Raw genomic sequence first — 24,887 nt, forward strand, 5'->3', positions numbered from 1 at the left:
CCCAGCAACACGTTCTTTCTCAGAAACGCCAACGCTCCAACCTATCAGGCTAAAAGTCAGCATCCGCACTCCCACTCACGACGCAACCATTCGCAACAACGCTGGTAATTTCGATGTTGTTGGTCACATAGATGGCAAACTCCACGTCTCAGCCAAACTGCAGCTACTTCTCGATGGTAAGGTATATGGCGCGCCGAAAACCAATCCTCATTGGTCGTTAAGCGGCATCGACCGAGGAACCCACACCCTAACAATCCAAGCACAACAAAACGGCAAGGTTATTGCATCGTCCAATACGATAACTGTGCATTTACATCGTGCATCGGTGCAATCGCCATAGCCATCAGCGTTTACGCTTTTACTCTATAAAAAATTGCGCCATACTTGGAATTATCAATGCACCATTTTAGTGCATAAACAAAATACATTGCGTGCAGCGCACCATCATGGAGCAACGCAATGTAGAACCGATTAAGGATAGCGTGTGGCAAACTGTGAACTCACCAGTGCAATACTCAACAATGTAGTAACGGCGACCTTAATGCTCAACGAGGGATTAACAGTTCAATACGCTAACCCTGCCGCAGAGCAATTGTTCTCGCAAAGCTCCAAGAGACTGCTTAACTGCCACCTTTCTCAGTTTATTCAACATGCTTCTCTCGATTTGGCCTTGCTAACCCAACCTCTGCAAAGTGGCCAGAGTATTACCGATAGCGATGTCACTTTGGTTGTTGATGGCAAGCCGCTGTTATTAGAAGTGACCGTTAGCCCCTTATCTTGGAATAAGGAACTGATGCTTTTGGTGGAGATGCGTAAGATTGGTCAGCAAAAAAGACTGACTCAAGAGCTCAACCAGCATGCTCAGCAACAAGCTGCGAAGTTGCTGGTAAGAGGCCTAGCTCATGAGATAAAGAATCCACTCGGTGGCCTGCGAGGCGCGGCACAACTGTTATCAAAGATGTTGCCTGATCCCTCACTTAATGAGTACACCAATATCATCATTGAACAAGCAGACCGATTAAGAGCGCTGGTCGATAGGCTTCTTGGGCCACAACGTCCAGGAACGAAAAAAGAAGAAAATCTGCATCTCATTTTAGAAAAGGTACGTCAGTTGGTAGAGCTTGATGCAGGAACCAGCCTGACCATAGAGCGAGACTATGACCCTAGTCTACCGCCAATCTTGATGGATACCGATCAAATCGAGCAAGCGTTATTGAATATCACCAGTAATGCCGCACAAATATTAAAACAACAAGATAATGGGCAAATCACCTTGCGCACGCGCACTGTGCATCAAGCCAATATTCACGGACAGCGCCATAAACTCGCTGCTCGGATAGAGATTATTGACAATGGTCCCGGCATTCCGGCCGAACTCCAAGATACGCTGTTCTACCCCATGGTAAGCGGCAGAGAAGGCGGGACTGGTCTTGGGCTGTCCATTTCGCAAAATTTGATCGACCAACATAATGGAAAAATAGATGTAGAAAGTTGGCCCGGTCGCACCATTTTTACTATTTATCTGCCTATTTAGCCTCAAGGAGAAAGAGGACTTAATATGGCTTGCTGTAAGGAAGTTTGGCTATGAGTAAAGGATATGTATGGGTCGTCGATGACGACAGCTCAATACGATGGGTAATGGATAAAACCCTTTCATCAGCAAATATCAAATGCGAGACGTTTGCCGATGCAGAGAGCGTGCTAATGGCACTGGAGCGGGAAACACCGGATGTGTTGGTGTCCGATATCCGTATGCCCGGTATTGACGGCATTGAGCTGCTAAATCGAGTTCAAGAAAGCGCCCCAGATTTACCGGTCATCATAATGACCGCACACTCTGATCTCGATGCGGCGGTAAACGCCTATCAAAAAGGCGCCTTTGAGTACTTACCTAAGCCGTTTGATATCGATGAAACCCTCACTCTAGTCGAGCGCGCGATTACTCACAGCCTAGAGCAGAAAAGTGCCCTTTCACAGGAAGAAGTGATCGCAGCTGATGCACCGGAAATTATTGGTGAAGCACCCGCTATGCAAGAAGTGTTTCGAGCTATTGGCCGTTTATCTCGTTCTTCCATTTCCGTGCTCATTAATGGTGAATCAGGTACGGGTAAAGAGCTTGTCGCGCACGCCTTACATCGCCATAGTCCTCGCTCTAGCAAACCTTTTATCGCACTCAATATGGCAGCAATTCCCAAAGACCTTATCGAGTCAGAGCTATTTGGTCATGAGAAAGGCGCGTTTACTGGTGCAAATAGCGTGCGCCAAGGACGTTTTGAACAAGCCAACGGCGGAACCTTATTCTTAGATGAGATTGGTGACATGCCATTGGATATTCAGACTCGACTACTGCGCGTCTTAGCTGATGGACAGTTCTATCGTGTCGGTGGGCACTCTGCGGTCAAAGTGGATGTACGTATCGTCGCCGCAACTCACCAAAACCTCGAAAAGCTGGTTACCGAAGGCGAATTCCGTGAGGATTTATTTCATCGCCTTAACGTCATTCGCATCCATATCCCATCTCTTCGAGAACGTAAACAGGATATTGAAAAGCTGACATTACATTTCTTATCTTTAGCAGCAGAAGAGCTCGGAGTGGAGACCAAGTCTCTAAACCCAGACACAGTGGATATCTTAAATAAGCTCGACTGGCCGGGAAATGTACGCCAGCTTGAGAATACCTGTCGATGGCTCACGGTGATGGCCAGCGGCAGTGAAATTCTGCCAAGTGATTTACCTACCGAGTTACTAGAAGAACCAAGACGCGTTGCTGATATCGGTTCTGGTGATTGGCAATCACTACTCTCTTCATGGGCCCAACAAGCGCTTGAGTCTGGTGAAACAGAAATACTTAACCATGCACAACCACAATTCGAGCGTATATTGCTTGAAGCAGCTCTCAGCCACACCAATGGCCATAAGCAGGATGCCGCGAAAGTGCTCGGCTGGGGGCGTAATACTCTTACCCGAAAACTCAAAGAACTCTACTAGTAAAGTTCTCACTAGCTCATTACCTTGCTTAACGCACCGCCATTATTTAGGTCATTTACTCTTAAATGACCTAAATAATTCTATCAATCGGCCGATTTATAACTATTGATTATTAATACGTTACGGCAAAGCCTCAGATCTATCTGCGAGCTCGTTGCCAAACCACATTAGAGCTTATGCCAGGTTTACTGAAAATCTCCTTCAAAAAAGCCCTAATCACACCATTTATCTTGGTGTTTCTGTGCTCGATCGGCACCATTTTATGGTTACAGAAGAAACACTACGACGACCTTGCGCTGGAGATAAGTGAAAAGCAGCTTACTAGCTTAAGCTACAACGTGATTCAGAGCTTAGATATCTATCTTGAAAGGCCGATGGCAGTGGCCGACGCATTAGCTCATGCGATTGAATACCATCAGCTATATTCCGCCAATGATGCCCTAGCTATCGAAGATTATTTACTGTCGAGTTTTAAATCCCTTCATACTGAGTTTTCGCAGATTGACTTATTGGGTTTTGGCGGCGAGTTAGGTGAATTCCTTGCCATACGAAATGCCAAGTCCATTCATACCCCAAACGGCTACTCCTTGATGGTAAAGGATGCGAATACAAGTGAGCAGCTTAATGTCTACCAAGGTGAAAACCGACAGTCTCGAGTCATCGATACCATAAAACCTTATGACCCAAGATTGCGCCCTTGGTACCAGCCGGTCAAAGAAAACCCCGTGGCTATGTGGTCGAAGCTGTATGCCAACGCCGACGCGGATCAAGAAGTGACAATTTCTGCTCTCGCTCCGGTATTTAGCTCAGACGGAGACATTCGAACCTTCGTTGGAGTGGCCGCTGTTGATGTACAGATAGATACTTTTAGTCTATTTCTCAATGAATTAAAACACGCCCATAACGCGCAAGTCTTTATTATTGATAACCAGCGTCAGCTCATCGCCCAAGCCGATGATGAATCGATACTTGATGCCAACGGTCAAAGGCTGTCAATGGCTGACAGCTCGCATCCTGCGTTGACCTTTCTTGCTCAAACTTTAGATAATACCGAACTGACTGAACCTCACTTATTCGCCTTTCCTTATCAGGGAGACACCCTTTATGTGATGGTTAGTCCTTATCAGACTAATACCAATTTAAGTTGGTACGTTGTGGTGTCTATCTCCACTCACGCTCTGCTTGGCGATATACCCATGATTAGCAACCAAACGCTAATCGCGGGCTTGATTTTAGGCGGACTGGGGTTACTTGTCGGTATCGTCATCATCAACCGATTGATTCTGCCTATGTCCGAAACCGCTGAGGCGGCAAAACAGATTTCTAATGGCTCTTGGGACTACCCATTACCCAAAAACAATCGCATCAAAGAGATCTCGCTGCTCGTGGAAAGCTTCTCTTCAATGCGCTCGCACTTACAAGCATCGTTTCATACTTTGCGAGAACAGCTCACTCGTGACAACTTGACCAAGCTGTATAGCCGACAAGGCTTTATTGAGACCTGCAATGCTATGAAAAGCGACAGCGGTTGTATGATGCTGCTCGGGGTGAATCAATTTAGAGATATCAATGACAGTCTGGGTCACCATCAAGGTGATATTTTACTCTCCGTTATTGCAGAGAGGCTCAAAGCGTGGGTGTTGCTTGAAAACGGTGTTCTAGGCCGAGTTGCCGGTGATGAGTTTGCCATCTATCTACCCGATGTGCAGCCAGAGCAACAACTGTGTTATCAGCATCGAATTCGCCAGATATTCAACGCCCCCTTCGTATTGCAAGGTGAGCCATTAATGTTACAGGTCTCTATTGGTATCGCACCTATTACCGAAGAAGACACCACTGACACAACACTGCGAAATGCAGGTATTGCCCACAGTCACGCAAAGTTTGATTGTCAGCGCTGTTGCATTTATACCCCCGACATGGCCGAGAGTTCGAAAAAGAAAACGCGCTTGTTATCTACATTACGTAATGCCATTGATAACAATAAGTTTGAAGTGTATTTCCAACCTATTATTGAGCTCGGCAGTGGCCAAACTTTAGGAGCGGAAGCTCTACTGCGACTGCGTGATGATGAAGGACGATTCATTTCACCATTGGATTTCATTCCTATTGCGGAGGGCTCAGGACTGATTAGCAGTATTGGTCGGATTATGGCAGAGAAAAGTCTCGAAACTGTTGTCAATGCCATCAAACAACGGCGGCTACCTGCGCACTTTCAGTTGCACATTAACGTCTCAGTCATTGAATTAGCGAGCGCAAGCTATGTGGATGAGTTGTCTGAACTGCTCAAATGTGCAGGTTTTCCGGCACGTCAACTTACCGTCGAAGTGACGGAATCGCGACTGGCTGACAATGACCCAATCACCCTTGGCAATCTCAGTAAAATAAGAGCGCTTGGCGTTAATATTGCTATCGACGATTTTGGTACCGGCTATTCTTCCCTCGCCTATCTCCACAAGCTGCCGTTTAATAGCCTGAAGGTCGATAAAGCCTTTGTAGATAGACTGACCCCAGACAATGCTGAGCAGAGTGTTGTTGCGGCAATCACTAAGCTATCAAGCAGCTTTGGGTTTACGCTCGTCGCCGAAGGTATTGAAACACCATTGCAAGCTAAGCTCGTTCATGAGCTTGGCTGTCATCATGCACAGGGGTATTTGTATGGTCAACCGGCACCGTTAGAACAATGGCCGCAGCTAGCTGCTACGGCCAAAATGAAGAATTTGGTAGGTACTAAATAACGCGAGAGAACTGTTGCTGACGCGCTTTTTGACGCAGGTATTTGTCAAAGCACATGCAGATATTACGAATCAATAAACGACCACGTAATGTCACTTCAATCGAATCGTCTGACACTGCGACTAATTCATCATCAATAAACGTTTGCAGCAGTTTCATATCTTCAGCGAAATAGCTTGAGAAGCTAATGCCAAAGGTCTTTTCAATAAATGTTTTGTCGAGCTTGAAGTTACAGATAAGCTGCTTGATCACTTCACGGCGAATCAAATCATCTTTATCAAGGACCACACCTTTCCACAGTGCATGTCTCAAATCATTCACTTGAGCGTAGTACTTTTTCAGCTCTTTCTGGTTTTGTGCGTAGCTGTCGCCAATCATAGAAATCGCAGAAACACCAAAGCCGACTAGATCGCAATCACCTTGTGTCGTGTAACCTTGGAAGTTTCGATGCAGCTCACCCGCACGCTGTGCAACCGCTAGTTCATCTTCAGGAAGAGCAAAGTGGTCCATACCGATAAACTGATAGCCTGCGCCAGTCAGCGTCGCAATAGTATCTTGCAAGATCGCCATTTTTTCTTCAGCTTGAGGAAGATCCTCGTCTTTAATCTTACGCTGCGCGGCAAATAGATTTGGCATGTGAGCATAGTTAAACACCGATAAACGTCCTGGACGCATGGTCAGAACTTGCTCTAATGTCTTGGCAAAACGCTGTTTAGTTTGCTTCGGTAAACCATAGATAAGGTCAAGGTTGGTTGAACGGAAACCCAGCTGTTTGGCGCGCTCAGCCATGGCAAAGATAAACTCTTCGTCTTGCTCACGGTTCACGAGCTTTTGCACTTCTTTATTGAAGTCTTGAACGCCGATACTCAGACGGTTAAAGCCTTCTGAGCGCAGATGGTCCAACATATCCAACTCAATTTCACGCGGGTCAACTTCGATACTGATCTCAGCATCTTCTTGGAAGAAGAACTCGCCACGAAGAATCGCCATCAATCGGCTAATCTGACTTTTAGTGAGGAAAGTTGGCGTGCCGCCACCAAAATGCAACTGAGTCACTTTACGACCCTGAAGCAATGATGCACGCTGACGAATTTCGTGTTCGATAACATCGAGATACTCATCGGCTTTGTGTGCATGACGGGTAATGACTTTATTACAGCCACAGTAATAACAGAGCTTATGGCAGAACGGAATATGAACGTACAGCGATAGTGGTCGTTCTGGATATTGAGTACACGCCATGTCGTAATCAGAGATGGTATAAGCTTCATGGAACTCGACAGCGGTCGGATATGAGGTATAACGAGGACCCGAGTAGTTATACTTATCGAGAATCGCTTGATCCCAGACTATCTGTTGCTTAGTTTCTGATTGACTTTGAGACATGGTAATACTTCCAATAAACATGTGTTTCTTGACGCCCAAATCGCAACCTAACAAGCGTAGATTGGCGGTGCATCAACTAGGCGCTATTTTGCCACAGGAATATGACAGGGAGCGCCGATAACTGCATTTTTGCTCAAATCGTCAACAAAAATGCTAGCTTGATCACTAGTCATGACCTACGAAACGAAAAGGCTATCCTACAAGCTTAATATCAATGGCATTGTTCAGTGGCTTAACCTTCTGCTGAAGGTCTTTGAGCTCTTCGATAATTGCGTCATTCAAACGCGCTTCTGCCTTTTGACGTGCAAGGTTATCTCGCATTCGGTCTTGCTTCTTCATCTCTTGTCGCGCATCACCGCGTGGCATATCTTTAACGATATGATATAGCTCAGAAGTAGCTGGGTAGCTCTCATCAAAGTCGACACGGTCATTACCTTGAACGTAGTCCATGATGTTGTAGAGTCTAATCGCCGCTTCTGATACATCGCATTGCCCTTGAATCGTCGCCAAACAAATCGTATCGACGCTTTCAAAAATGTTGGCATTTCGCTTTTGGATAGCCAAGTCGCGATGCTGCTGTTGCAACTCCTTTTGCTTCTTAAGTTGCAGTAGCAAATAGCCCGCATAACTAGCCAAGCCGACAATAATGATGGCACCAGCAATGGCTAACAGTGTGAAGGTATTCATCTACTCTACCCTTATTAATCCTTGAATTGGTCGATGTCTAGCTCTTCAAATTGAGACAACAAATCAGCATCGCTGCTTGCTTTGCCCTTTGTCTGACGAGGCTCTTCAGCCATAGATGATTCAAACTCATCTTCAATCTCGGGCTCCATTAGGCCAAGACGGTTCATCAGTTCTTCAATTCGATCGAGTTTCTCGTCAACGTATTTTTGCAGACCTGCACCCAAGTTTTCACCGCTTTCAATGCGATCAAGCAGTACGTTAAGCTGTGCATCATTTTCAAGCATTTCAAGTTCTTGCTCAGCAGATAAACGACGCTCTTGTTTACTTGGTTTTTTCTTATCATCAACGATAAGTGGGATTTTTTTCTTGCTACCTAAACGTGGATCTAGCTTAGCTGCGCCGCCTGCCTGTTTGGTTTTCGAACCTTCAGAATGACGACTGCCAGACTTCTGACCTTTGCGCTTTTTCAAACGCTTGCGTAAGCGACCTTCCACATCCGATTCAGTGCGGTTGCGTGTAACAATTACAGGCTCTGGATTCGCGCCTGGTTTTCTCGATTTTTTCTTACGACTCATTACGTAAGCTTCCTCAGTAAAATGACATCATTACCAATGAATTCTAACTCCAGCCCATCTCTTTGTGCCAAATACACAAAGGTGGCTCGACTAAAGAATACAACGTGGGTTTGGTCGTTCTTGTAGTGCCATTTGGCAAAGGCATCCACATCAACCACCATTTTAGTCATTAAGCCTAACCATCCCGCAGGCTTAATGAGCGATAACCATTGTTGCCAAACTAAGTCTGGCTCATACAAGTGCTCAATAACTTCCGTTGCTGTGACGAAGTCATAACTATTATCTAATACCGAACTCTCTGGATAATAGTACAAATCATACAGCGACATGTCATAGCCTTGCTCTTCGAATATCAAAGACAAGGTTGGGCCCGGGCCACAGCCAAAATCGAGACCTTTTGAGCCTTGTGATAATCGTTCTTGTAGTGGTGAAACTAGTCGAGATAAAAAACGTCGATAGCCAGCATCACTAGGATCATTGATATGAAGATCATAAATCGCTTTTTCCGCGCTCGCATCAAGTCGTTGCTGCCTTGGTACAAACACCAATTGACAGCAACCACACTGCAAGTAATCTCGCTTCTTATCGCTGTGATAATGGTGTACCGAGAGTCCCGCACACAGTGGGCAAGCTTCCACAATTTATCTCCTGAACGATACAAGGGTGCGAAACATACCAGAAAGTGAGCACGGTGGGGAGTGGAGACGGGTATTTTTTCTACAATTTAATCAAAAACGCGTAGAATTTAAGGCAGAAAAGTCGTTTGCTTATCTGCCTTAATGCGATTACATCCAATCGGTGTTGCGAATGATACCAACCGCAACTCCTTCAATGGCAAGGTGTTGAGCAGTTAGATCTACTTCAATCGGAGAAAATTCTTCGTTTTCTGCATGCAGCAATACAGTCGCGCCTTTGCGCTCAAGTCGTTTTACCGTCACATCGTCATCGACACGTGCAACCACCACTTGTCCATCACGAACATCCTGCGTTTTATGTACCGCAAGTAGGTCACCGTCCATAATACCGATGTCCTTCATACTTTCGCCATTAACACGCAGCAGAAAGTCAGCTTGTGGCTTAAACATGCTCGGATCAACTTGGTAGTGTGCTTCAACATGCTCTTGCGCCAAAATAGGCTCACCCGCGGCAACTTGACCAATCAATGGCAGGCCGGCGTCTTCATTCGCAGCATCTTCAAGCAGAATACGAATGCCTCGAGATGCACCAGGGATAATTTCAATGGCTTTCTTACGTGCTAGGGCTTTTAGGTGTTCTTCTGCCGCATTCGCAGAGCGGAAACCCAACTCTTTCGCGATCTCGGCGCGAGTAGGTGGCATGCCTACATCGTCTATCTTGCTTTTGATTAAATCAAAAACTTGCTGTTGTCGTGGCGTTAGCGGCTTCATAATTCACCTGTCTGTTTATACAGTTAACTGTGAGTATATCCAGTAATGGGTTAATTGCAATGACAATTGGTTGTTTTTTTAGCGGCTTAACACCATATCTAACCCTGACAGAGCAAAAAATATCGAATTAGGATGTAACGAGTTTTTTCATTAAAGGTAAGACCAGTTTCTGGTATGCTTGCACCGCTCTAAATATAGTGCCTAGGATTAACACACTACAATTCATTGTATGTGCGCTTCTTAGGCATTGTTTCTTTCGAACAAATTGAGGCTGTGAACCTTTATGTCTTCAGGACAATCACTGTTCCGTTCCTTTCTTAAACTACCAATGTCGGTATTGGTAAAAGGGACGGCGATTCCATCTAACCCAATCGAAGACCACAATATCGATGTAACGAAACCTGTGGTGTACGCCCTTCCGTTTAGCTCCAATGTCGACTTGCTCGCATTACAAGAGCAAGCCTTGGCCGTTGGGTTACCGGATCCATTAGAGCCTATCGTGCTCAATGGAGAAGAGCGTAGCCGCTTTGTCTTCATCGCCTCAAGACCAACTCTCATTAGTAGCGACCAGAACGTTCCTAACGAATCCATCGCACTCTTTTCTGACTTACTAAAAGAGCACGAGAAAGACCGTGAACTTGATGTTCAAGTCATTCCAACTACTGTTCTTTGGGGCCGTAAGCCTGGTAAAGAAGAGACACCGAAGCCTTACCTGCAACCGATGAATGGTCTGCAAAAAGCCTTCGCGGTTATTGCTTCCGGTCGGGACTGCATGGTGCGCTTTAGCCCAGTAGTATCACTGCGCTATATGGCAGATTCGCATGGCACTGATGAATCTATCGCTCACAAACTGGCACGTGTAGCTCGTATCCACTTCTCAAGACAGAAGTTCGCCGCCTCTGGCCCTAACCTGCCAAACCGCCAAGTACTATTCCATCGTTTACTCAACTCTCAAGTGATTGAGCAAGCGATCACAGACTACGCGAAAACTAACGATATTAGTGAAGAAAAAGCACGCAAAGAAGCTCATCAAATCATGGATGAAATTGCAGCTGACTTCTCATATAAGTTGATAAAAAGCGGTGATCATATCCTGCATTGGCTGTGGAACAAACTTTATCAAGGCATCAACGTCAATAACGCTTCTACCGTGCGTCGTTTAGCACAAGACGGTCATGAAATTGTTTACGTACCTTGTCACCGTAGTCATATGGACTATCTATTGTTGTCCTATGTTCTTTACCGTGAAGGCATGGTACCACCGCATATTGCTGCGGGTATTAACCTCAACTTCTTCCCGGCAGGGCCTATTTTCCGTCGTGGTGGCGCGTTCTTTATTCGCCGCAGTTTCAAAGGCAATAAGCTCTATTCGACAATTTTCCGCGAATATTTGGCAGAGCTGTTTGCCAAGGGCTACTCAGTCGAATACTTCAGCGAAGGCGGTCGTTCACGTACCGGCCGTTTACTGCAAGCGAAAACTGGCATGCTAGCAATGACGATTCAAGCAATGTTGCGCGGCCTTAACCGCCCTGTCACCCTTGTTCCTGTATACATTGGTTATGAACATGTGATGGAAGTGAGCACCTACGCCAAAGAGCTACGTGGTAAGCGCAAAGAAAAAGAGAATGCTGGCCAAGTAATCAAGACCATTCGTAAGCTGCGCAACTTTGGGCAAGGCTACGTGAACTTTGGTGAGCCAATTCCACTCAATCAATATCTCAATGAAGCTGCACCAAACTGGACACAAGACATTGACCCAATGGGCACCAGCAAACCACAGTGGTTGGTACCCGCGGTCAACGATCTTGCGACCAAGATGATGACCAATATTAACGATGCTGCTGCAACTAATGCACTAACGCTTTGTGCCACAGCCTTGCTTGCATCACGTCAACGTGCGTTATCTCGCGATAGCTTGGTTTCACAGATTGATTGTTATCTGTCGCTACTTAAGCAGGTTCCATATTCACAAACCAGCACGCTGCCTAATGATTCAGCAGAAGAATTGGTAGCTCACGCCGAGTCGTTAGACAAGTTTGTTATTGAGTCAGATACCTTAGGTGACATTATTTCCCTAGACCGTCACCAGTCGATTCTGATGACCTACTATCGCAACAACATCATTCACTTGTTTGCGTTACCATCTTTGATTGCACAAATGTTGATTCGCCAACATAAATTGTCACTTGAAGCTATCAAGTACAATGTTGCTAAGCTTTATCCTTTCCTTAAGAAAGAGCTGTTCTTGAATCTGGACCAGGCAGAGCTAGAACAGGCTGTCGACAGTATCGTTGCCGAACTTGAGCGTCAGCAACTGGTCGTGGTGGAACAAGGTTTTGTCTCAATGAACCAATCCAACACCCAAACCTTGATGTTGCTAGGTAGAACGATTTCCGAGACGCTTCAACGTTATGCGATTTCGCTCAACTTGCTGGCCAGCTACCCTGAGCTAGGCAAAAGTGATTTAGAACAGAAGAGCCAAGAAATTGCTCAGCGTCTTGGTCGTCTTCATGGCATTAATGCTCCGGAGTTCTTTGATAAAGGCGCCTTCGCGGCTCTGTTTAGCACCCTGAAGGAACAAGGTTACCTTGACGTAGAAGGTAATTGTGATAGCGCCGCTACCGAAACGTTAGCGAGCCTACTATACAGCTTGCTCTATCCTGAGGTGAGATTAACGATCCAAGAAAGTGTCCATCAAAGCGACGCAGAAAGTGCTTTAGAAGAAACACCTGCTTCTGAGTAAATTCCAAAAATAACAAAGGCGCTATTCAATAGCGCCTTTGTTTTATTCTCTATCTTGCTACGACCAAAATGCCACCAGCAAACCGATCGTCACCACCATACCAACATAGTTGTTATTGAGGAAAGCTTGGAAGCACGGCATTCGCTCACGCTGTCTAATGAGCCATTGTTGATAAACAAACAGTGCCCCAACCACCAGCAAACTCCAATAATAACTCGTACCAAGTTCATACCATCCACCCAATGTGTACAGCATGAGTAACGTGGCAAACTGTAATAAGCCAATAATGAGTTTGTCACGGCGCCCAAACAAGATGGCCGTCGATTTGATCCCAACTTTTAAGTCATCGTCACGATCAACCATGGCGTATTGAGTATCATAGCCAATGGTCCAAAGCGCATTGATCACAAAGACAAACCAAACCATAGGTGGCAGCTCATTTGCTTGTGCAGCCCACGCCATCGGAATCGACCAACTGAACGCCAAACCTAAAAACAATTGCGGTAGATGAGTATAGCGCTTCATAAATGGATAAATAAACGCTAAAAATAGACCAACAAACGACAGCTGTATCGTCAGAGTATTCATCGTCAATACAAGGATAAACGACGCAATAGCGAGGAAAAGGAACAGCGCGATGGCTTCTCTTGATGACACTAAACCTGCTGGAAGCGGTCTAAATTTGGTGCGTTCTACATGACCATCCACCTTACGATCTGCAAAGTCGTTAATCACACAACCAGCACTACGCATCATGATCACCCCTAATGAGAAGACCACTAATACATGCAAATCTGGTATCCCTTCGGCCGCAAGAATCAGCGCCCAAAGTGTTGGCCAGAGCAGCAGCAACGAGCCGATGGGTTTGTCCATTCGCATTAACTGCCAATAGGCTTTTGCCTTTGCCGAGGTCATTATTCACTCTCCATGTTATAGACCGGCGAATCGGGAAGAAACAGCTCCGCGACCAATATTGGATGTCCTGATACCCACAGGCGAGAACGACGAGCAAACAAGTCGCCTTGCGGAGTCGAGATCATGGCAACTTGCAGCGCATCACGCTTAGTATCTGAGCTTGAAAATACGGTAACCCCAATAGGTACAGTTCCTTGTTGTGAAATGTCGTATTGGCTTCTATCCATGGCATCGAGCGACATCAACGTGCGACCGATGACCCAAGGCACATCATCGCCTGATAGTACCACCTCTCGTAGCCAACAGGCTTCGTGATCAAGTAACTCCACTTCTTCATGTGACATGCATTGTGGAGGACTGGCTTCGTTACGCACCACTTCTACTGCGAAGTGATCACAATGCGCACTTAATTTATGTGACAAAGAGCCCTGCTCTGTTAACCATTGCAAGACATTATCATTGGTAAATCGAAACTGTTCTGGAAATTGCCATTGAGCGTGGCTTAATACTTTCAGATAATCGAAAACTGAATCATTCATTTTGCTATTCAATAACACGCGCTTAAGGCGTACAATCATTATTCTTCTGAATGGCGTATTGTACCATTCGAAGAGGCCATAAACTCTAGTTGTATCGTGCTATTGTAACAAAATTAGGCTTATGGAATATCGGCTAAATGGAGTTAGGAAGAGAGAAATATGCGTAAACGTTACCTAAGCCAGTTTTTCCTTATCATGGGCTTGACTGTCACATTCCCTGCTCTTTCGGCAGATTCTACTGCTCCTAGCCTCGCCTATTTCACTTTAGAACCAGAGTTGACGACGAATTTTTATACTGAGGGCAAGCGACTCGGTTATGTTCAAGTACGAATCGACGTTATGGTAGCAGATGCCAGCGACCTTGTTATTATTGAACACCATCAACCACTTATTCGTGATGCGGTTGTAGAACTACTCGGTCGTCAAAATGCGGATGTCATCAAATCTTTGGCTGGCCGAGAAGAAATTCGTCACGCCTTAGTTGAGAATCTCAACAACCTACTGTTAGCAGAAACCGGTAAGGCCGTCATCGCCGACCTTTTATTTACCAAATACTTATACCAATAAGAAGCGTAACCTAACGCGCTTTCAAACGCTGACTGTCCACCAGTCCTAATACGATACCGCTTGCTAGACCAGTTAAATGCGCCATATTGGCAATCGCCAAGAAAGGTTGGAAGAAACCGAGAATAAGCCAAACCAACATAAAGCCTACGATCGGCTTTTGAATGATGAGACCAAGCTCAGGTCGTTTCCAAGTAAGCATCCAAAGGTACCCCACCAACGCATAAACTACGCCTGACAGGCCACCAAAGTTTGCACCTTCAACCCAGTATTGTCCGGTTCCAGACACCGCAGCCGATATCAAAAATATCTCAATAAGCTTTACAGAGCCAAGACGTTTCTCAATATCGCCTCCTAGCTGCCACCACCACAATAAGTTAAAAATGATATGTAATGCCGAAAAATGCAGCAGTGCGTGAGTAAACCAACGCCAGATTTGCCATTGCTGTCCGTCGAGAGCAGGGAAATGTAGAGATGCAAAGATCGCTTCCCCCCAACCAAGCTGCTGCAAGATAAAAATCACCGAACAAATGAGCATGATACTCAAAGTCGCCACGCCGGCTTTTGCCTTAAGCAGCGACATAAAGCTGGGTGTCTGGTAATGGAATTTATTCTGACGTGTCTCCGCCATGTCCCAAGAAGAGGCTTGGTACTTCGGATGATTAGGTTCGGTCAGGAATTGCTGAAGTTCAGCCTCCGCCTCTACTTGGTCTTCACTATGTATCAGCCACAGGGCAAATTGACCACTTCCTTCAGGCATCATTTGTACATCAATCTTTCTCGATGCCATGTAATCGATAAATGCCTGACCCATTCGCGGGTTTTGAATCGTGATCAATCTAATCATAGTTATTTCTCTATTGGTAATTCGGCGCGCTGCCAAGCCTCAAAGCCCCCATCAACACTATATACCTGCTCAAAACCTTGGTTTAGCAGATATTGCGCCGCACCTTGACTACTGATGCCGTGATAGCACATGACCAGCACTGGTGACTCAAATTCCACTTGCTGCATGAAATCAACAATGCTGTCGTTGGTAAGATGAAATGCACCCGAGGCATGCGCCACAGTAAATGCTTGAATATCACGAATGTCCACTAATCGTGCCTCTGAGTCACTGCTCAGTAGTTGATGTGCGTTGACCACATCGATATGTTGAAACTGCTCCATAGAGTCTAAACCTTCACTTTCTTTATGCACCAATCAATATCAAATTTAGCTTGGATTCGATGCTTTTTATACGTTGTTATTTCACGTCTGATAGTATCACTATTCAGTGTTGTCAAAGTACCGATAATCAATGGGGTTATCCACTTAAGCTTAAAAAACCACCATCTGTGTGTAACTCTGTGGATTGCGTTGATAAGGTGCTTTTAGATCCTATGATCCACAATATCTAGGTATGATCTTGATCTATCTGTGTGTAAAGCAAAAGGTATCCCCAGTGCTAAAAGCGCTTCAATCGACCGTTTTTCGCTGCTTTCTGACAGTTGATAAATAATTTTGTCACAGACTTATCCACAGGTCACAAGTGAAAAATGTGATCACATAATTCGATCGTTTTGATTATCCGATCAAAAACAAAAAGGCCGAGATCTCTCGATCTCGGCCTTAATCATTTATTCTGCTTTAAACCGGACTTAAAACTCGCCGACAGCTGCCTTAAGCTTCTTCATTGCATTCTTCTCTAACTGGCGAATACGCTCCGCAGACACACCATAAGTATCGGCTAAATCTTGCAACGTAGATTTGTTGTCATCCAACCAACGAGAACGCACGATATGTTGACTACGCTCATCAAGCGTCGCAAGCGCGTGACCTAAACGGTTATTGGTATGAGTTTCCCAGTTCTTTGCTTCGAAGTCTTCTGCAAGATCTGAGCTCTTATCTTCAAGATAAAGCGCAGGTGCAGTGTATGAGCCAGTATCGTCATCATCGTTTTGCATTTCAAACGTTGAATCTTGAGCCGCGAGACGTGATTCCATCTCTCTAACTTCTGATGGCTCGACTCCCAACTCTTTTGCTACTGTTTCCACTTCACCATTATTGAACCAGCCTAAGCGTTTTTTCGACTTACGTAGGTTAAAAAACAGTTTGCGCTGAGCTTTAGTCGTCGCAATCTTAACGATACGCCAGTTGCGCAATACGTATTCATGGATTTCAGCTTTAATCCAATGTACTGCGAAAGACACCAGTCTAACCCCTACTTCAGGGTTGAAGCGTTTCACAGCTTTCATCAGACCAATATTGCCTTCCTGCACTAAGTCAGCCATAGGAAGCCCATAGCCAGAATAGCCACGAGCAACATGAACAACAAATCGTAGATGAGACAAAATCAGCCCTTTCGCTGCCTCTATTTCACCGTCATAGTGTAATCGCTCTGCTAGTTCACGCTCCTCATCAGCCGTCAGCATTGGGTAGCTGTTGACTGAGCGGATGTAGCCATCAAGGCTATCTTGTGTCACTAATGCCATTGGATACGCTTGGTTTGCCATTCACTTCCTCATTCGTGTCGAGTGGGATTAACGCCTTCTCAATCCATCAATACTGAACCTTAATAGGCTGAGATTCAAGAAGGGGTTAGTAATTATGCATAATCAATTGGTCTAAACAAGGGTAAATGCCGATTAAATTTCATTCATTAATAGGTATTTTCTGCCCAGATGGGACTGAGCTCCCACTATCTCACTGAATAACTACATAATTATTAATAGTCACGTACAAGCGAACAATTGTTACACTCTGCGTCAGGATTGAGCAGCTTTGCCGCTCAATCAACATTCTGACCTGAGTTTTCTAGACCGGTTCAATTTCTTTTAAGTGACGCTTAGCTGAAATTCTTGCTGCGCCCGTCCCCAAGAATAGTCCGAGCATCAGGATTAGCAAGGTCTCATCCCAGCCAAGACCAAGGAGTCGGAAATCACTATCATACAAAGTGGCAAGATCGGTCACGGCGCTATTGAGTAGGACGGTAATCAACGCCGTCAACAACCAAGCAACAACCGCACCTAGTAGTCCAAACCACATGCCTGAATAGAGGTAAGGTCTCAAAATATAAGCATCGGTCGCACCAATCAATTTCATGGTTTGAATGGCTTCTTTGTTGGCCAAAACGTTAAAGCGCAACGTATTGCCCACAATCAAGAATACAGAAACCAACATCAGCCCCGATAACGTCACGACTAATGTTGACGCTAAAGTTTTGATTGCATCAAATCGACTCAACCAATCTTCATCGCGGCGAATATCGGTGATCTCTTCTTGAGTACGCAGCTTAGCCACTAAATCTCGGTCAGTCTGTACGTCGGCATTCACCGGAATAATGGTAAGCACACCAGGGAGCGCATAACCATCAAGCAAACTCAGAGCCTGATCCAGACCAGAGTGTTCACTGAGATCAGCTAAACCTTCTTGCGGCGTAATGTACTTAACCGAACTGACCTCTTCCCAACCTTCAATTGCATCTTTAAGTACCAACACTCTTGCATCCGGCACACCGACGGAAATAAACGCGGTTACTTGCGATTGGCTCGCCACGTTAGAGGTCACCGCCACGACATTCTTACCTAGCAGGTAAAGACAAGCTGGCATGGTTAGCGCCATAGAAATAACGGCCAGAGTTAGAATGTTACCTAATGGACGCTGCCACATCTCTACCAAAGACGCTTTTGCCTGCTTCCAATGCACAGTAAAGAAGTTATCCGACTTTAAACGGTGCTTCTTTGGCTTGCTATTTTTACGCTTAAACACCATCACTGACCTCACTTAAGAATCCTTGGTTCAGTTCAAGGTAACGATATTGAGGTCTAGAGCGAACCAAATGAATATCGTGCGTCGCCAACAAAATGGATACGCCTGCGCGGTTAAACTCTTCAAACAGCTTCAACACTTTGTTAGACAATTCAGGGTCTAAGTTACCAGTAGGCTCATCTGCTAATAACATAGTAGGTCGGTTCACAACCGCTCGAGCGATACCCACGCGCTGCTGCTCACCACCGGACAACTGACTCGGCAGGCATTTGGCCTTATCCAGTAAACCCGTTTTATCTAGTGCTGCGGAAACTCGACGCTTGATTTCATTTTCAGAGATAGATTCGATACGCATTGGCAACGCCACGTTATCAAATACACTGCGATCCATTAGTAATCGATGGTCTTGAAATACGATACCAATGTTACGACGAAGGAAAGGGATATCCTTTGATGGCAAACGGCTGATATCGTGATCGTTAAATAGGATACGACCATCGGTTGGTCGTTCAATTGCACAGATCAGTTTTAGCAGCGTACTTTTACCTGCGCCAGAGTGGCCACCTAAAAACGCCATTTCGCCGCGTCGAAGGTGAAAATCCACTTTTTGCAACGCTTGTCTACCACCGCGGTAAGCCTTGCTCACTTGCTCAAATTTGATCACCGAATCATTCCCCTGATTGGATGCCTATTTTTGACAAGGGATGCTACGCATCCCTTGAGTTTTACTTAGTCTTCTCGGCTAAACAGTGCGTCGATAAAGTCTTGTGTTTCAAATGGTCTTAAATCGTCAATACCTTCGCCCACACCAATATAGCGGATTGGGATTTGGAACTGGTCAGCTAAGGCAAAGATAACCCCACCTTTCGCGGTTCCATCTAGCTTCGTCAGCGTAATGCCAGTCAGCGGTGCTACATCGCTAAACAGTTTCGCCTGGCTAATCGCATTTTGACCGGTGCCAGCATCTAGCGTTAGCATGATTTCATGCGGTGCCGACTCGTCAATCTTCTTCATAACACGGACGATCTTGCGCAATTCTTCCATTAGGTTGGCTTTGTTTTGTAAGCGACCTGCGGTGTCAGCGATCACAACGTCAACACCGCGCGCTTTTGCGGCTTCAATGGCATCATAAATAACTGACGCACTGTCTGCGCCAGTATGCTGAGCGATAACCGGCACGTCATTGCGCTCACCCCATACTTGAAGCTGCTCAACCGCTGCAGCACGGAAGGTATCACCCGCAGCCAGCATGACTTTCTTACCTTGGGCTTGATACTGCTTAGCAAGCTTACCAATGGTGGTTGTTTTACCAACACCATTAACCCCTACCATCAGTATAACGAAAGGCATCTTAGTACTATCGACTTCAAGAGGCTTCTCTACATGGCTTAGAATCTCTGCCATTTCCTCTTTAAGCAGACCATACAGTGCTTCACCGTCTTTAAGATCAGCGCGAGAGGCTTTTTCTGTTAGGCTATCAATAATCTTAACCGTAGTGTTCATACCAACATCAGCAATCAATAGCTGCTCTTCAAGCTCTTCAAACAGCTCATCGTCGATCTCTTTGCCTTTGAATAAGCCAAAGAAACCTGCACCAATATTGGCTTTTGTGCGACTTAGGCTACGTTTTAGGCGCGCAAAGAAACTCTCAGTTGGCTTCTCTTGCTCTTGTACTCGAGCAACCACTTCTGCTTCTGCTTCTGCTTCTGCTTCTGCTTCTGCTTCTGCTTCTGCTTTTTCAGTGTTGATTTCCGCGTCAGGTATTGCAACCTCTTCCGCAGTTGTTGGTTCCTGCTCTACCGTTTCAGGTGCTGTTTCTGCGGTGACCTCAACATCACTACTTTCTTGCTGTGGTTGTTCGGCTTCAACGTCAGCAGATGTCTCTTGTTGTTTTTGCGGTGCTTGCTCTTCATCACCAAAACCAAGCCACGAGAGTAACCCGCGTTTTTTCTTTTCTGTCATCTGAAACTATCCTGAATACTGTCTTTTCAAATGGTCTTAAATTCGGATTTGCTTAAAACGCTATCTATTTACGACAAGCGATGCAAAAAATAATTGCGACAAAGCAGTGAAAACTTTTGTCAGAGATTGGTACACTTCGTCACTTATCCAATTAAGCTCTTTAATGAGCCCGTTATAGTAACACTTAATTGTCGGTCAAAAAATCTATGGTTAGACGTCGCAAGCAAACTCCATCACAAAAACCGTCCCAGAAGACGACATCTCGTTCAGGAGCCACTCGCGGAGGTAAGGCACCAATGGGGAGTGTACGCATTATTAGCGGACTGTGGCGCGGACGAAAACTGCCGGTTCACGATGCAGAAGGACTCCGTCCAACCACCGATCGAGTCAAAGAAACGGTGTTTAACTGGTTAGCGCAAGATATTCCACACGCTAAAGTATTAGATCTATTCGCTGGCTCAGGCAGCTTAGGCTTTGAAGCAGCCTCTCGGCAAGCTGCGCAGGTCACTATGATTGAGCTCAACGACAAAGCTTACCAACAGATTATCAGTAATGTAGCGCTCGTTAAGGCAGATAATATCGTTACCCATCACGGCAATGCACTACGCTTTTTGGACCAACCAAGCAAGCCACACGATGTGGTGTTTATTGACCCTCCATTTCGTCAAGGCTTGCTACCAGAAGTGATTCAAAAACTTGAAGATAATGGTTGGCTTGCTGACAATGCGTTAATCTATATTGAAACGGAAAAAGAATTACAAATCGACGTCATCCCTGAGCACTGGGAGCCATTAAAAGAAAAAACGGCGGGTCAGGTTTGTTATCGATTATTTGAGAGGGAAACAAAATGAAAGCACTATTAATGCTGGCGAAGATCGCGTTTGGATTTGTTTGGTTTGTATTGATTCTGAATATTTTCCATCCATTCCCAGGAAAAGGTGCGATAGCGCTGTATATCATGACAGCCTTTCTGTTCTTAATGCATGGTGTGCAGATGGCCATTTTCCTTGGCGCCTTTGGTGACAAGCTCAAGCTAGGCACATGGGAAAAATATTCTATTCTAGCGTTCGGTATTTTTGCTCTGCTCGATATTAGACAAAAACACATGATGGGACCTGCTCCCGATAAAGCAGAAGAAACTGAAAACAAATAAGAGAAAAGCCGCGAATGCGGCTTTTCTTTTTTTAACTTCCTAAATAGCTTTTTATCCCATCTAAGAACATCTGCGTCGAAATCATAACGAGCAATAAGCCCATTAATCGCTCGACCGCTTTGAGACCTCTTTCTCCTAACAACTTATGGAAGAAGCTGTAGAACATCAAAATAAAGAAAGTAGCGCCCCAAGCGATGAGAACCGCAAACGACAGCTCCGTCAGACTGTCGGGGTTTTGTGTTGATAACAACAGGATGGAGGCGATCACTGAAGGACCAGCAATCATCGGGATAGCCATAGGAACAATAAACGGTTCGTCACCCGCCGCCAAGCCTGCCACACTGCCCGCCTGTGGGAAGATCATTCTTATCGCAATGATAAATAGAATGATACCACCAGAGATACTCAGCGTTTCTGGTTTAACATGAAGGAAAGTCAGTATGCTCTGCCCTGCAAAAAGGAATAACATCAAAATGAGTAGAGCGAAGCATAACTCGCGTACTAGAACTGTACGCCTTCGTTTCGGGTCTAGATGTTTTAAGATGGAAAGAATAATAGGGAGATTGCCGAGCGGGTCCATGATGAGGAACAACATGGTCGCCGCGGAGAGTATATCCATGAATACAGCCTGCTAACGATAGATTTTCGTGAAGTATAGCAGGCTTAGTTGTCGTCTTTTAGTCGAAACAGTCTCGTCTAATGAGAACAGACTCTCTCTATGTTTAGCTCCCATACTCCCTGATTCTCAATCACTTTCTGTTTTTCAACAAAAAAGGCCAACAGCGAATCAAGGTCAAAGCCTTCGCGGCTGCAAGTGCGGAAACGAGCTTCAGTTCCAAATTGCTCGATAACGGTTTTTTCTAACAGCTCGCGTGTCATTGGTTGTTCACGTAACAGATTAAGCACTTTATGAGCATGGATAGCAGCGGTCATTTGGTAGTCCTCATTAAATCAACGATTGAATATTAACGTTAAAGTGACCCTTTCCGTGATGATCTACCTCAATCGCGCACTTTTTTGTGCTAGCTAATCGTAGAAGCCACGATTAACGCATGAGCTAAATAATAGCTGCCAGAGATAGCGTAGCGCGCACGGCGCGAGTGAAAGCGATATTTATCTAACGCTAATAACATGGCGGACAGAGCCATGGTGAGCGCTCCCAAGAAGCCAAATAAAGATGACATACCACTTTGTGCCAGCCAAGCTTCACCCGCAGCACACACTAAATGCACTAAAGAAATGCCCATTACGGTCACTGGAACCAGAAATGAGTCAAGGCGAGGTAACAGCAGAAAAAAGGTTACTATAGCGATACATAGCATCAAAGCGGGCAACCACAACACAAATTGGCTATTCACCTGCCCCCACATCGCCCAGCCATATAGAGACTGCGCCATTAGATACCCGACAAAACTAAGCTTGGCAAACCGAGTGTATTGACCGGAAACATCACTAAATAAAAAGACACTTAACCCCAGCAGCACCAAAAGGTCATACTTGGTTTCTAAGCCTGAAGTCACCAGCAGCACAATTAGCAAACCATGAGTCAGAGCACTAAAAAGCACACTTCGAGACTTATCGCCTCTTTCAACAGCAAAAATAAACAGCAAACACGATAAAGCTATCGCCAGCCAACTCCACATACACACACCTAATTCTTGTTATCCACGCCAGTGTATGGAGCTCACTTTTGCTGTCCAGTAGTAAGGGTGAAAAGTTGGACTTGCTTTAAATTAAATAAGATTGCCGTTGACAGTGAGCCATATCATCGAAAATGAACTGACTCTAGTTAATCATTAGCTAAAAACAAAAGCAAACGTTTTCGCTTTAGCATGGAGATCGAAAGTCAGTTTCTACTAATGAAGTAAAATCAACATAAAGATTCAGGAAGCGAAAAATACGTAATATCTTTATATTTCAATATTTAACACAGAAAAATCAAAAATCAATTACGCTTAGGCTATCGTTCAAATTACAACTTTTCTTCTCCTATAATAAGAATTTCCTGCCCATCACTCTCACTGAGCAAGATTTTCTTCAGCATCCTGACCACTTACCAACACAAAGCTCACTTAGACTGGACAAAGCGATCGAAGACAACATAATGCTAAGCTTTAATAATAATCAATTTTGTGATCTATATTTTACCTTTAATATCATAAACTTAAACCAGTAAAATCTCCAAAAACACCACATCGAACAGATTTAAATCTACGAAAATACACTGTTTTATTGGCTTTAGTACGCTAGATAATGGAAAGAAAACTGCAAAAAATAGAAGATATTCACTTTCAAACTTGCCAAACATTAAAAAACAGTGCTATTCTGTTTAACAAGATAGGAATTCAAGAAAGGAGCAGTGTTATGATTTCATCTTCTCAGAAGCAGGGTTTAGTGATGATAGCCGTCGTGGTTGGATTAATGACACTGCCGATTCTTTACTAGCCAACGCTAGAAAGACAAAAAAAGGGACGCTTTCGCGTCCCTTTTTCGTTTTAACTCTTTACTTAGATAAGATATGGAGCACTTTCTCCCAGTGCACATAGTAAAAGCCCATCGCAAGCAATGTAATCAGTGCCATCAACCACATGGCAGTGCGCCAGATAAAGCGACTACTCCGAGGAGTTAACTCCTGCTCACATTCATCACAAGCTCTCATGAAACCAGATTTATCGTCTAGTTCAAAATCATCTTCATGAACCATCTTATTTCGGATAGTGGCAATATATCTCAGTTTGCTGATGACATCATGCGGCAGCCGTTCTTCACAGCTTGAGACAAGTTGATGCAAACCTTTCCCATCAGCACGATATTGCTGCCTCAATAACTTCTCTAAGCGTCTCGTTCGCAACACTACACTTTCAATGTCAGACATAAGCATCCCTCCCACAACCAGCAAAAATGTGAAAACAGGCGTGCTGGCTACTATCCAAAGATTTCATTCACTCCATTGTTAACTATCTGTATTAAGAATTCGACAATTGTTAGGTAAATTCAAGTAAAGATTTAAGCCTAAAAATGCGATTTTTTGTGTGATATGACCCTAAAATTGACTCGATGGTCGGGAGTTGCAGATTATTTTCTTCTGAATATGTGCGATCTTAGTTCCAGCCCACTTAGACATACGAGGTTTACATGCCTATATCACTGGTTATCATTCTCATCGTTTTGATCATTCTTGCTGGCTATCTTTTTGTTTATGTACAAAAAAAGCACACTGTGGGTGTTAATGCTCCAGAGAGAAAAGCAGCAGTCACTATCTTAGATAAGCAAGTCGTCGTTACCGACGATCCTACCCAAGAAGATGAATATTGGATTTACATCCAAAAAGGGGCATTTGGTCCCAAACGCGAATTTCAAATTGGTGTTCATTACTATCACCACCTCAACCCGGGTGATAAAGGAGAGTTAACCTATCAAGGGGATAAATTCCTACATTTCTCACTAACTCGCTAATTTATTTAGCTTTACTAGTAAGACTCA

25 protein-coding genes and 1 pseudogene are annotated in these 24,887 nt (G+C 44.8%); 9 read left to right on the forward strand and 17 right to left on the reverse strand.

Features of this window, described 5'->3' with window-relative positions; all coding sequences use genetic code 11:
• From AWH66_RS26010 to AWH66_RS20070, 4 genes and pseudogenes are all read left to right on the forward strand, one after another.
• A pseudogene (locus AWH66_RS26010) lies at window positions 1-340 on the forward strand (DUF4124 domain-containing protein); the annotation flags it as partial.
• A 144-nt stretch (window positions 341-484) separates the two neighbouring features.
• Window positions 485-1,534 (forward strand): nitrogen regulation protein NR(II), encoded by a 1,050-nt coding sequence (gene glnL / locus AWH66_RS20060; protein ID WP_062463174.1) that lies wholly within the window; start codon window positions 485-487, stop codon window positions 1,532-1,534.
• A gap of 50 nt (window positions 1,535-1,584) precedes the next feature.
• Window positions 1,585-2,988 (forward strand): nitrogen regulation protein NR(I), encoded by a 1,404-nt coding sequence (gene glnG / locus AWH66_RS20065; protein WP_063605210.1) that lies wholly within the window; start codon window positions 1,585-1,587, stop codon window positions 2,986-2,988.
• Window positions 2,989-3,164: 176 nt separating this feature from the next.
• Window positions 3,165-5,726 (forward strand): bifunctional diguanylate cyclase/phosphodiesterase, encoded by a 2,562-nt coding sequence (locus tag AWH66_RS20070; RefSeq protein ID WP_063605209.1) that lies wholly within the window; start codon window positions 3,165-3,167, stop codon window positions 5,724-5,726.
• On the opposite strand, the gene hemN is transcribed toward AWH66_RS20070, so the two are convergent.
• From hemN to lexA, 5 genes are all read right to left on the reverse strand, one after another.
• Window positions 5,719-7,110, reverse strand: coding sequence for an oxygen-independent coproporphyrinogen III oxidase (hemN, locus tag AWH66_RS20075; RefSeq protein ID WP_063605208.1), 1,392 nt, complete (start codon window positions 7,108-7,110; stop codon window positions 5,719-5,721). The genes AWH66_RS20070 and hemN overlap by 8 nt on opposite strands.
• A gap of 192 nt (window positions 7,111-7,302) precedes the next feature.
• Window positions 7,303-7,797 carry a DUF2489 domain-containing protein gene (locus AWH66_RS20080; protein ID WP_063605207.1) on the reverse strand — a complete coding sequence of 165 codons (495 nt, stop codon included), beginning with the start codon at window positions 7,795-7,797 and terminating at the stop codon, window positions 7,303-7,305.
• A 14-nt stretch (window positions 7,798-7,811) separates the two neighbouring features.
• A complete protein-coding gene (gene yihI, locus AWH66_RS20085) occupies window positions 7,812-8,372 on the reverse strand; it encodes a Der GTPase-activating protein YihI (protein ID WP_063605206.1) in 561 nt (186 codons plus the stop codon).
• Window positions 8,372-9,010, reverse strand: a complete 639-nt coding sequence (locus AWH66_RS20090; RefSeq protein WP_063605205.1) for a class I SAM-dependent methyltransferase — start codon at window positions 9,008-9,010, stop codon at window positions 8,372-8,374. The genes yihI and AWH66_RS20090 overlap by 1 nt, the downstream gene beginning before the upstream one ends.
• Window positions 9,011-9,157: 147 nt before the next feature.
• Complete coding sequence (lexA, locus tag AWH66_RS20095) at window positions 9,158-9,778, reverse strand: transcriptional repressor LexA (protein WP_006074971.1); 621 nt, start codon at window positions 9,776-9,778, stop codon at window positions 9,158-9,160.
• Window positions 9,779-10,061: 283 nt separating this feature from the next.
• Here lexA and plsB point away from each other — a divergent pair, with 283 nt between their 5' ends.
• Window positions 10,062-12,521, forward strand: a complete 2,460-nt coding sequence (gene plsB / locus AWH66_RS20100) for a glycerol-3-phosphate 1-O-acyltransferase PlsB (protein WP_063605204.1) — start codon at window positions 10,062-10,064, stop codon at window positions 12,519-12,521.
• A 57-nt stretch (window positions 12,522-12,578) separates the two neighbouring features.
• Here plsB and ubiA read toward each other — a convergent pair whose 3' ends face one another.
• Together ubiA and AWH66_RS20110 are read right to left on the reverse strand one after the other, a co-directional pair.
• Window positions 12,579-13,436 (reverse strand): 4-hydroxybenzoate octaprenyltransferase, encoded by an 858-nt coding sequence (ubiA, locus tag AWH66_RS20105; RefSeq protein WP_063605203.1) that lies wholly within the window; start codon window positions 13,434-13,436, stop codon window positions 12,579-12,581.
• Window positions 13,436-13,975, reverse strand: a complete 540-nt coding sequence (locus tag AWH66_RS20110) for a chorismate lyase (protein WP_063605216.1) — start codon at window positions 13,973-13,975, stop codon at window positions 13,436-13,438. Before AWH66_RS20110 ends, ubiA begins: the two co-directional genes overlap by 1 nt.
• Before the next feature lie 159 nt (window positions 13,976-14,134).
• On the opposite strand from AWH66_RS20110, the gene AWH66_RS20115 reads away from it, so the two are divergent.
• Window positions 14,135-14,542 carry a flagellar basal body-associated protein FliL gene (locus AWH66_RS20115; RefSeq protein ID WP_006074966.1) on the forward strand — a complete coding sequence of 136 codons (408 nt, stop codon included), beginning with the start codon at window positions 14,135-14,137 and terminating at the stop codon, window positions 14,540-14,542.
• 10 nt (window positions 14,543-14,552) lie between these two features.
• Here the strand turns inward: AWH66_RS20115 and glpG are convergent, their stop codons facing one another.
• The 6 genes from glpG to ftsY form a co-directional block, all read right to left on the reverse strand.
• Entirely contained in the window at window positions 14,553-15,386 is an 834-nt protein-coding gene (gene glpG / locus AWH66_RS20120) for a rhomboid family intramembrane serine protease GlpG (protein WP_063605202.1), read from the reverse strand.
• A 2-nt stretch (window positions 15,387-15,388) separates the two neighbouring features.
• The gene (glpE, locus tag AWH66_RS20125) at window positions 15,389-15,709 is read right to left on the reverse strand and encodes a thiosulfate sulfurtransferase GlpE (protein ID WP_006074964.1); all 321 of its coding nucleotides are present in this window, start codon (window positions 15,707-15,709) and stop codon (window positions 15,389-15,391) included.
• A 470-nt stretch (window positions 15,710-16,179) separates the two neighbouring features.
• Complete coding sequence (gene rpoH, locus AWH66_RS20130) at window positions 16,180-17,034, reverse strand: RNA polymerase sigma factor RpoH (protein ID WP_063605201.1); 855 nt, start codon at window positions 17,032-17,034, stop codon at window positions 16,180-16,182.
• Between the two features lie 301 nt (window positions 17,035-17,335).
• Window positions 17,336-18,292, reverse strand: coding sequence for a permease-like cell division protein FtsX (gene ftsX, locus AWH66_RS20135; RefSeq protein ID WP_063605200.1), 957 nt, complete (start codon window positions 18,290-18,292; stop codon window positions 17,336-17,338).
• Window positions 18,282-18,953, reverse strand: a complete 672-nt coding sequence (gene ftsE, locus AWH66_RS20140; protein ID WP_038231118.1) for a cell division ATP-binding protein FtsE — start codon at window positions 18,951-18,953, stop codon at window positions 18,282-18,284. The genes ftsX and ftsE overlap by 11 nt, the downstream gene beginning before the upstream one ends.
• Before the next feature lie 65 nt (window positions 18,954-19,018).
• Window positions 19,019-20,251: a signal recognition particle-docking protein FtsY gene (ftsY, locus tag AWH66_RS20145; RefSeq protein ID WP_063605199.1), complete on the reverse strand. Its 1,233-nt coding sequence runs from the start codon at window positions 20,249-20,251 to the stop codon at window positions 19,019-19,021.
• 206 nt (window positions 20,252-20,457) lie between these two features.
• Between ftsY and rsmD the strand changes: the two genes are divergently transcribed.
• Complete coding sequence (gene rsmD, locus AWH66_RS20150) at window positions 20,458-21,102, forward strand: 16S rRNA (guanine(966)-N(2))-methyltransferase RsmD (protein WP_063605198.1); 645 nt, start codon at window positions 20,458-20,460, stop codon at window positions 21,100-21,102.
• A complete protein-coding gene (locus AWH66_RS20155; RefSeq protein WP_063605197.1) occupies window positions 21,099-21,404 on the forward strand; it encodes a DUF1145 domain-containing protein in 306 nt (101 codons plus the stop codon). Before rsmD ends, AWH66_RS20155 begins: the two co-directional genes overlap by 4 nt.
• Window positions 21,405-21,435: 31 nt before the next feature.
• Here AWH66_RS20155 and AWH66_RS20160 read toward each other — a convergent pair whose 3' ends face one another.
• The 4 genes from AWH66_RS20160 to AWH66_RS26355 form a co-directional block, all read right to left on the reverse strand.
• Window positions 21,436-22,023 carry a YhgN family NAAT transporter gene (locus tag AWH66_RS20160; RefSeq protein WP_063605196.1) on the reverse strand — a complete coding sequence of 196 codons (588 nt, stop codon included), beginning with the start codon at window positions 22,021-22,023 and terminating at the stop codon, window positions 21,436-21,438.
• A 77-nt stretch (window positions 22,024-22,100) separates the two neighbouring features.
• Window positions 22,101-22,337, reverse strand: a complete 237-nt coding sequence (locus AWH66_RS20165) for a YecH family metal-binding protein (protein WP_063605195.1) — start codon at window positions 22,335-22,337, stop codon at window positions 22,101-22,103.
• Between the two features lie 89 nt (window positions 22,338-22,426).
• The gene (locus AWH66_RS20170; protein WP_063605194.1) at window positions 22,427-23,047 is read right to left on the reverse strand and encodes a lysoplasmalogenase; all 621 of its coding nucleotides are present in this window, start codon (window positions 23,045-23,047) and stop codon (window positions 22,427-22,429) included.
• An 860-nt stretch (window positions 23,048-23,907) separates the two neighbouring features.
• Window positions 23,908-24,279 (reverse strand): hypothetical protein, encoded by a 372-nt coding sequence (locus tag AWH66_RS26355; protein WP_063605192.1) that lies wholly within the window; start codon window positions 24,277-24,279, stop codon window positions 23,908-23,910.
• A gap of 260 nt (window positions 24,280-24,539) precedes the next feature.
• On the opposite strand from AWH66_RS26355, the gene AWH66_RS20185 reads away from it, so the two are divergent.
• The gene (locus AWH66_RS20185) at window positions 24,540-24,860 is read left to right on the forward strand and encodes a DUF2500 domain-containing protein (RefSeq protein WP_063605191.1); all 321 of its coding nucleotides are present in this window, start codon (window positions 24,540-24,542) and stop codon (window positions 24,858-24,860) included.
• Window positions 24,861-24,887: the final 27 nt, after the last annotated feature.

Origin of the sequence: Vibrio barjaei, assembly GCF_001639065.2 — a bacterium.
Classification (GTDB): domain Bacteria; phylum Pseudomonadota; class Gammaproteobacteria; order Enterobacterales; family Vibrionaceae; genus Vibrio; species Vibrio barjaei.

Excerpts from the sequence above, each read along its gene's own strand:
- AWH66_RS20080 (WP_063605207.1), bottom strand. The coding sequence starts at position 7,797 with ATGAATACCTTCACACTGTTAGCCATTGCTGGTGCCATCATTATTGTC.
- lexA (WP_006074971.1), bottom strand. The coding sequence starts at position 9,778 with ATGAAGCCGCTAACGCCACGACAACAGCAAGTTTTTGATTTAATCAAA.
- glpE (WP_006074964.1), bottom strand. The coding sequence starts at position 15,709 with ATGGAGCAGTTTCAACATATCGATGTGGTCAACGCACATCAACTACTG.
- rpoH (WP_063605201.1), bottom strand. The coding sequence starts at position 17,034 with ATGGCAAACCAAGCGTATCCAATGGCATTAGTGACACAAGATAGCCTT.
- AWH66_RS20170 (WP_063605194.1), bottom strand. The coding sequence starts at position 23,047 with ATGTGGAGTTGGCTGGCGATAGCTTTATCGTGTTTGCTGTTTATTTTT.
- AWH66_RS20115 (WP_006074966.1), top strand. The coding sequence starts at position 14,135 with ATGCGTAAACGTTACCTAAGCCAGTTTTTCCTTATCATGGGCTTGACT.
- yihI (WP_063605206.1), bottom strand. The coding sequence starts at position 8,372 with ATGAGTCGTAAGAAAAAATCGAGAAAACCAGGCGCGAATCCAGAGCCT.
- ftsY (WP_063605199.1), bottom strand. The coding sequence starts at position 20,251 with ATGACAGAAAAGAAAAAACGCGGGTTACTCTCGTGGCTTGGTTTTGGT.
- AWH66_RS20160 (WP_063605196.1), bottom strand. The coding sequence starts at position 22,023 with ATGGATATACTCTCCGCGGCGACCATGTTGTTCCTCATCATGGACCCG.
- AWH66_RS20185 (WP_063605191.1), top strand. The coding sequence starts at position 24,540 with ATGCCTATATCACTGGTTATCATTCTCATCGTTTTGATCATTCTTGCT.
- AWH66_RS20155 (WP_063605197.1), top strand. The coding sequence starts at position 21,099 with ATGAAAGCACTATTAATGCTGGCGAAGATCGCGTTTGGATTTGTTTGG.
- plsB (WP_063605204.1), top strand. The coding sequence starts at position 10,062 with ATGTCTTCAGGACAATCACTGTTCCGTTCCTTTCTTAAACTACCAATG.
- AWH66_RS26355 (WP_063605192.1), bottom strand. The coding sequence starts at position 24,279 with ATGTCTGACATTGAAAGTGTAGTGTTGCGAACGAGACGCTTAGAGAAG.
- ftsX (WP_063605200.1), bottom strand. The coding sequence starts at position 18,292 with ATGGTGTTTAAGCGTAAAAATAGCAAGCCAAAGAAGCACCGTTTAAAG.
- rsmD (WP_063605198.1), top strand. The coding sequence starts at position 20,458 with ATGGTTAGACGTCGCAAGCAAACTCCATCACAAAAACCGTCCCAGAAG.
- hemN (WP_063605208.1), bottom strand. The coding sequence starts at position 7,110 with ATGTCTCAAAGTCAATCAGAAACTAAGCAACAGATAGTCTGGGATCAA.
- ubiA (WP_063605203.1), bottom strand. The coding sequence starts at position 13,436 with ATGACCTCGGCAAAGGCAAAAGCCTATTGGCAGTTAATGCGAATGGAC.
- AWH66_RS20165 (WP_063605195.1), bottom strand. The coding sequence starts at position 22,337 with ATGACCGCTGCTATCCATGCTCATAAAGTGCTTAATCTGTTACGTGAA.
- AWH66_RS20070 (WP_063605209.1), top strand. The coding sequence starts at position 3,165 with ATGCCAGGTTTACTGAAAATCTCCTTCAAAAAAGCCCTAATCACACCA.
- AWH66_RS20110 (WP_063605216.1), bottom strand. The coding sequence starts at position 13,975 with ATGAATGATTCAGTTTTCGATTATCTGAAAGTATTAAGCCACGCTCAA.
- glnG (WP_063605210.1), top strand. The coding sequence starts at position 1,585 with ATGAGTAAAGGATATGTATGGGTCGTCGATGACGACAGCTCAATACGA.
- glpG (WP_063605202.1), bottom strand. The coding sequence starts at position 15,386 with ATGATTAGATTGATCACGATTCAAAACCCGCGAATGGGTCAGGCATTT.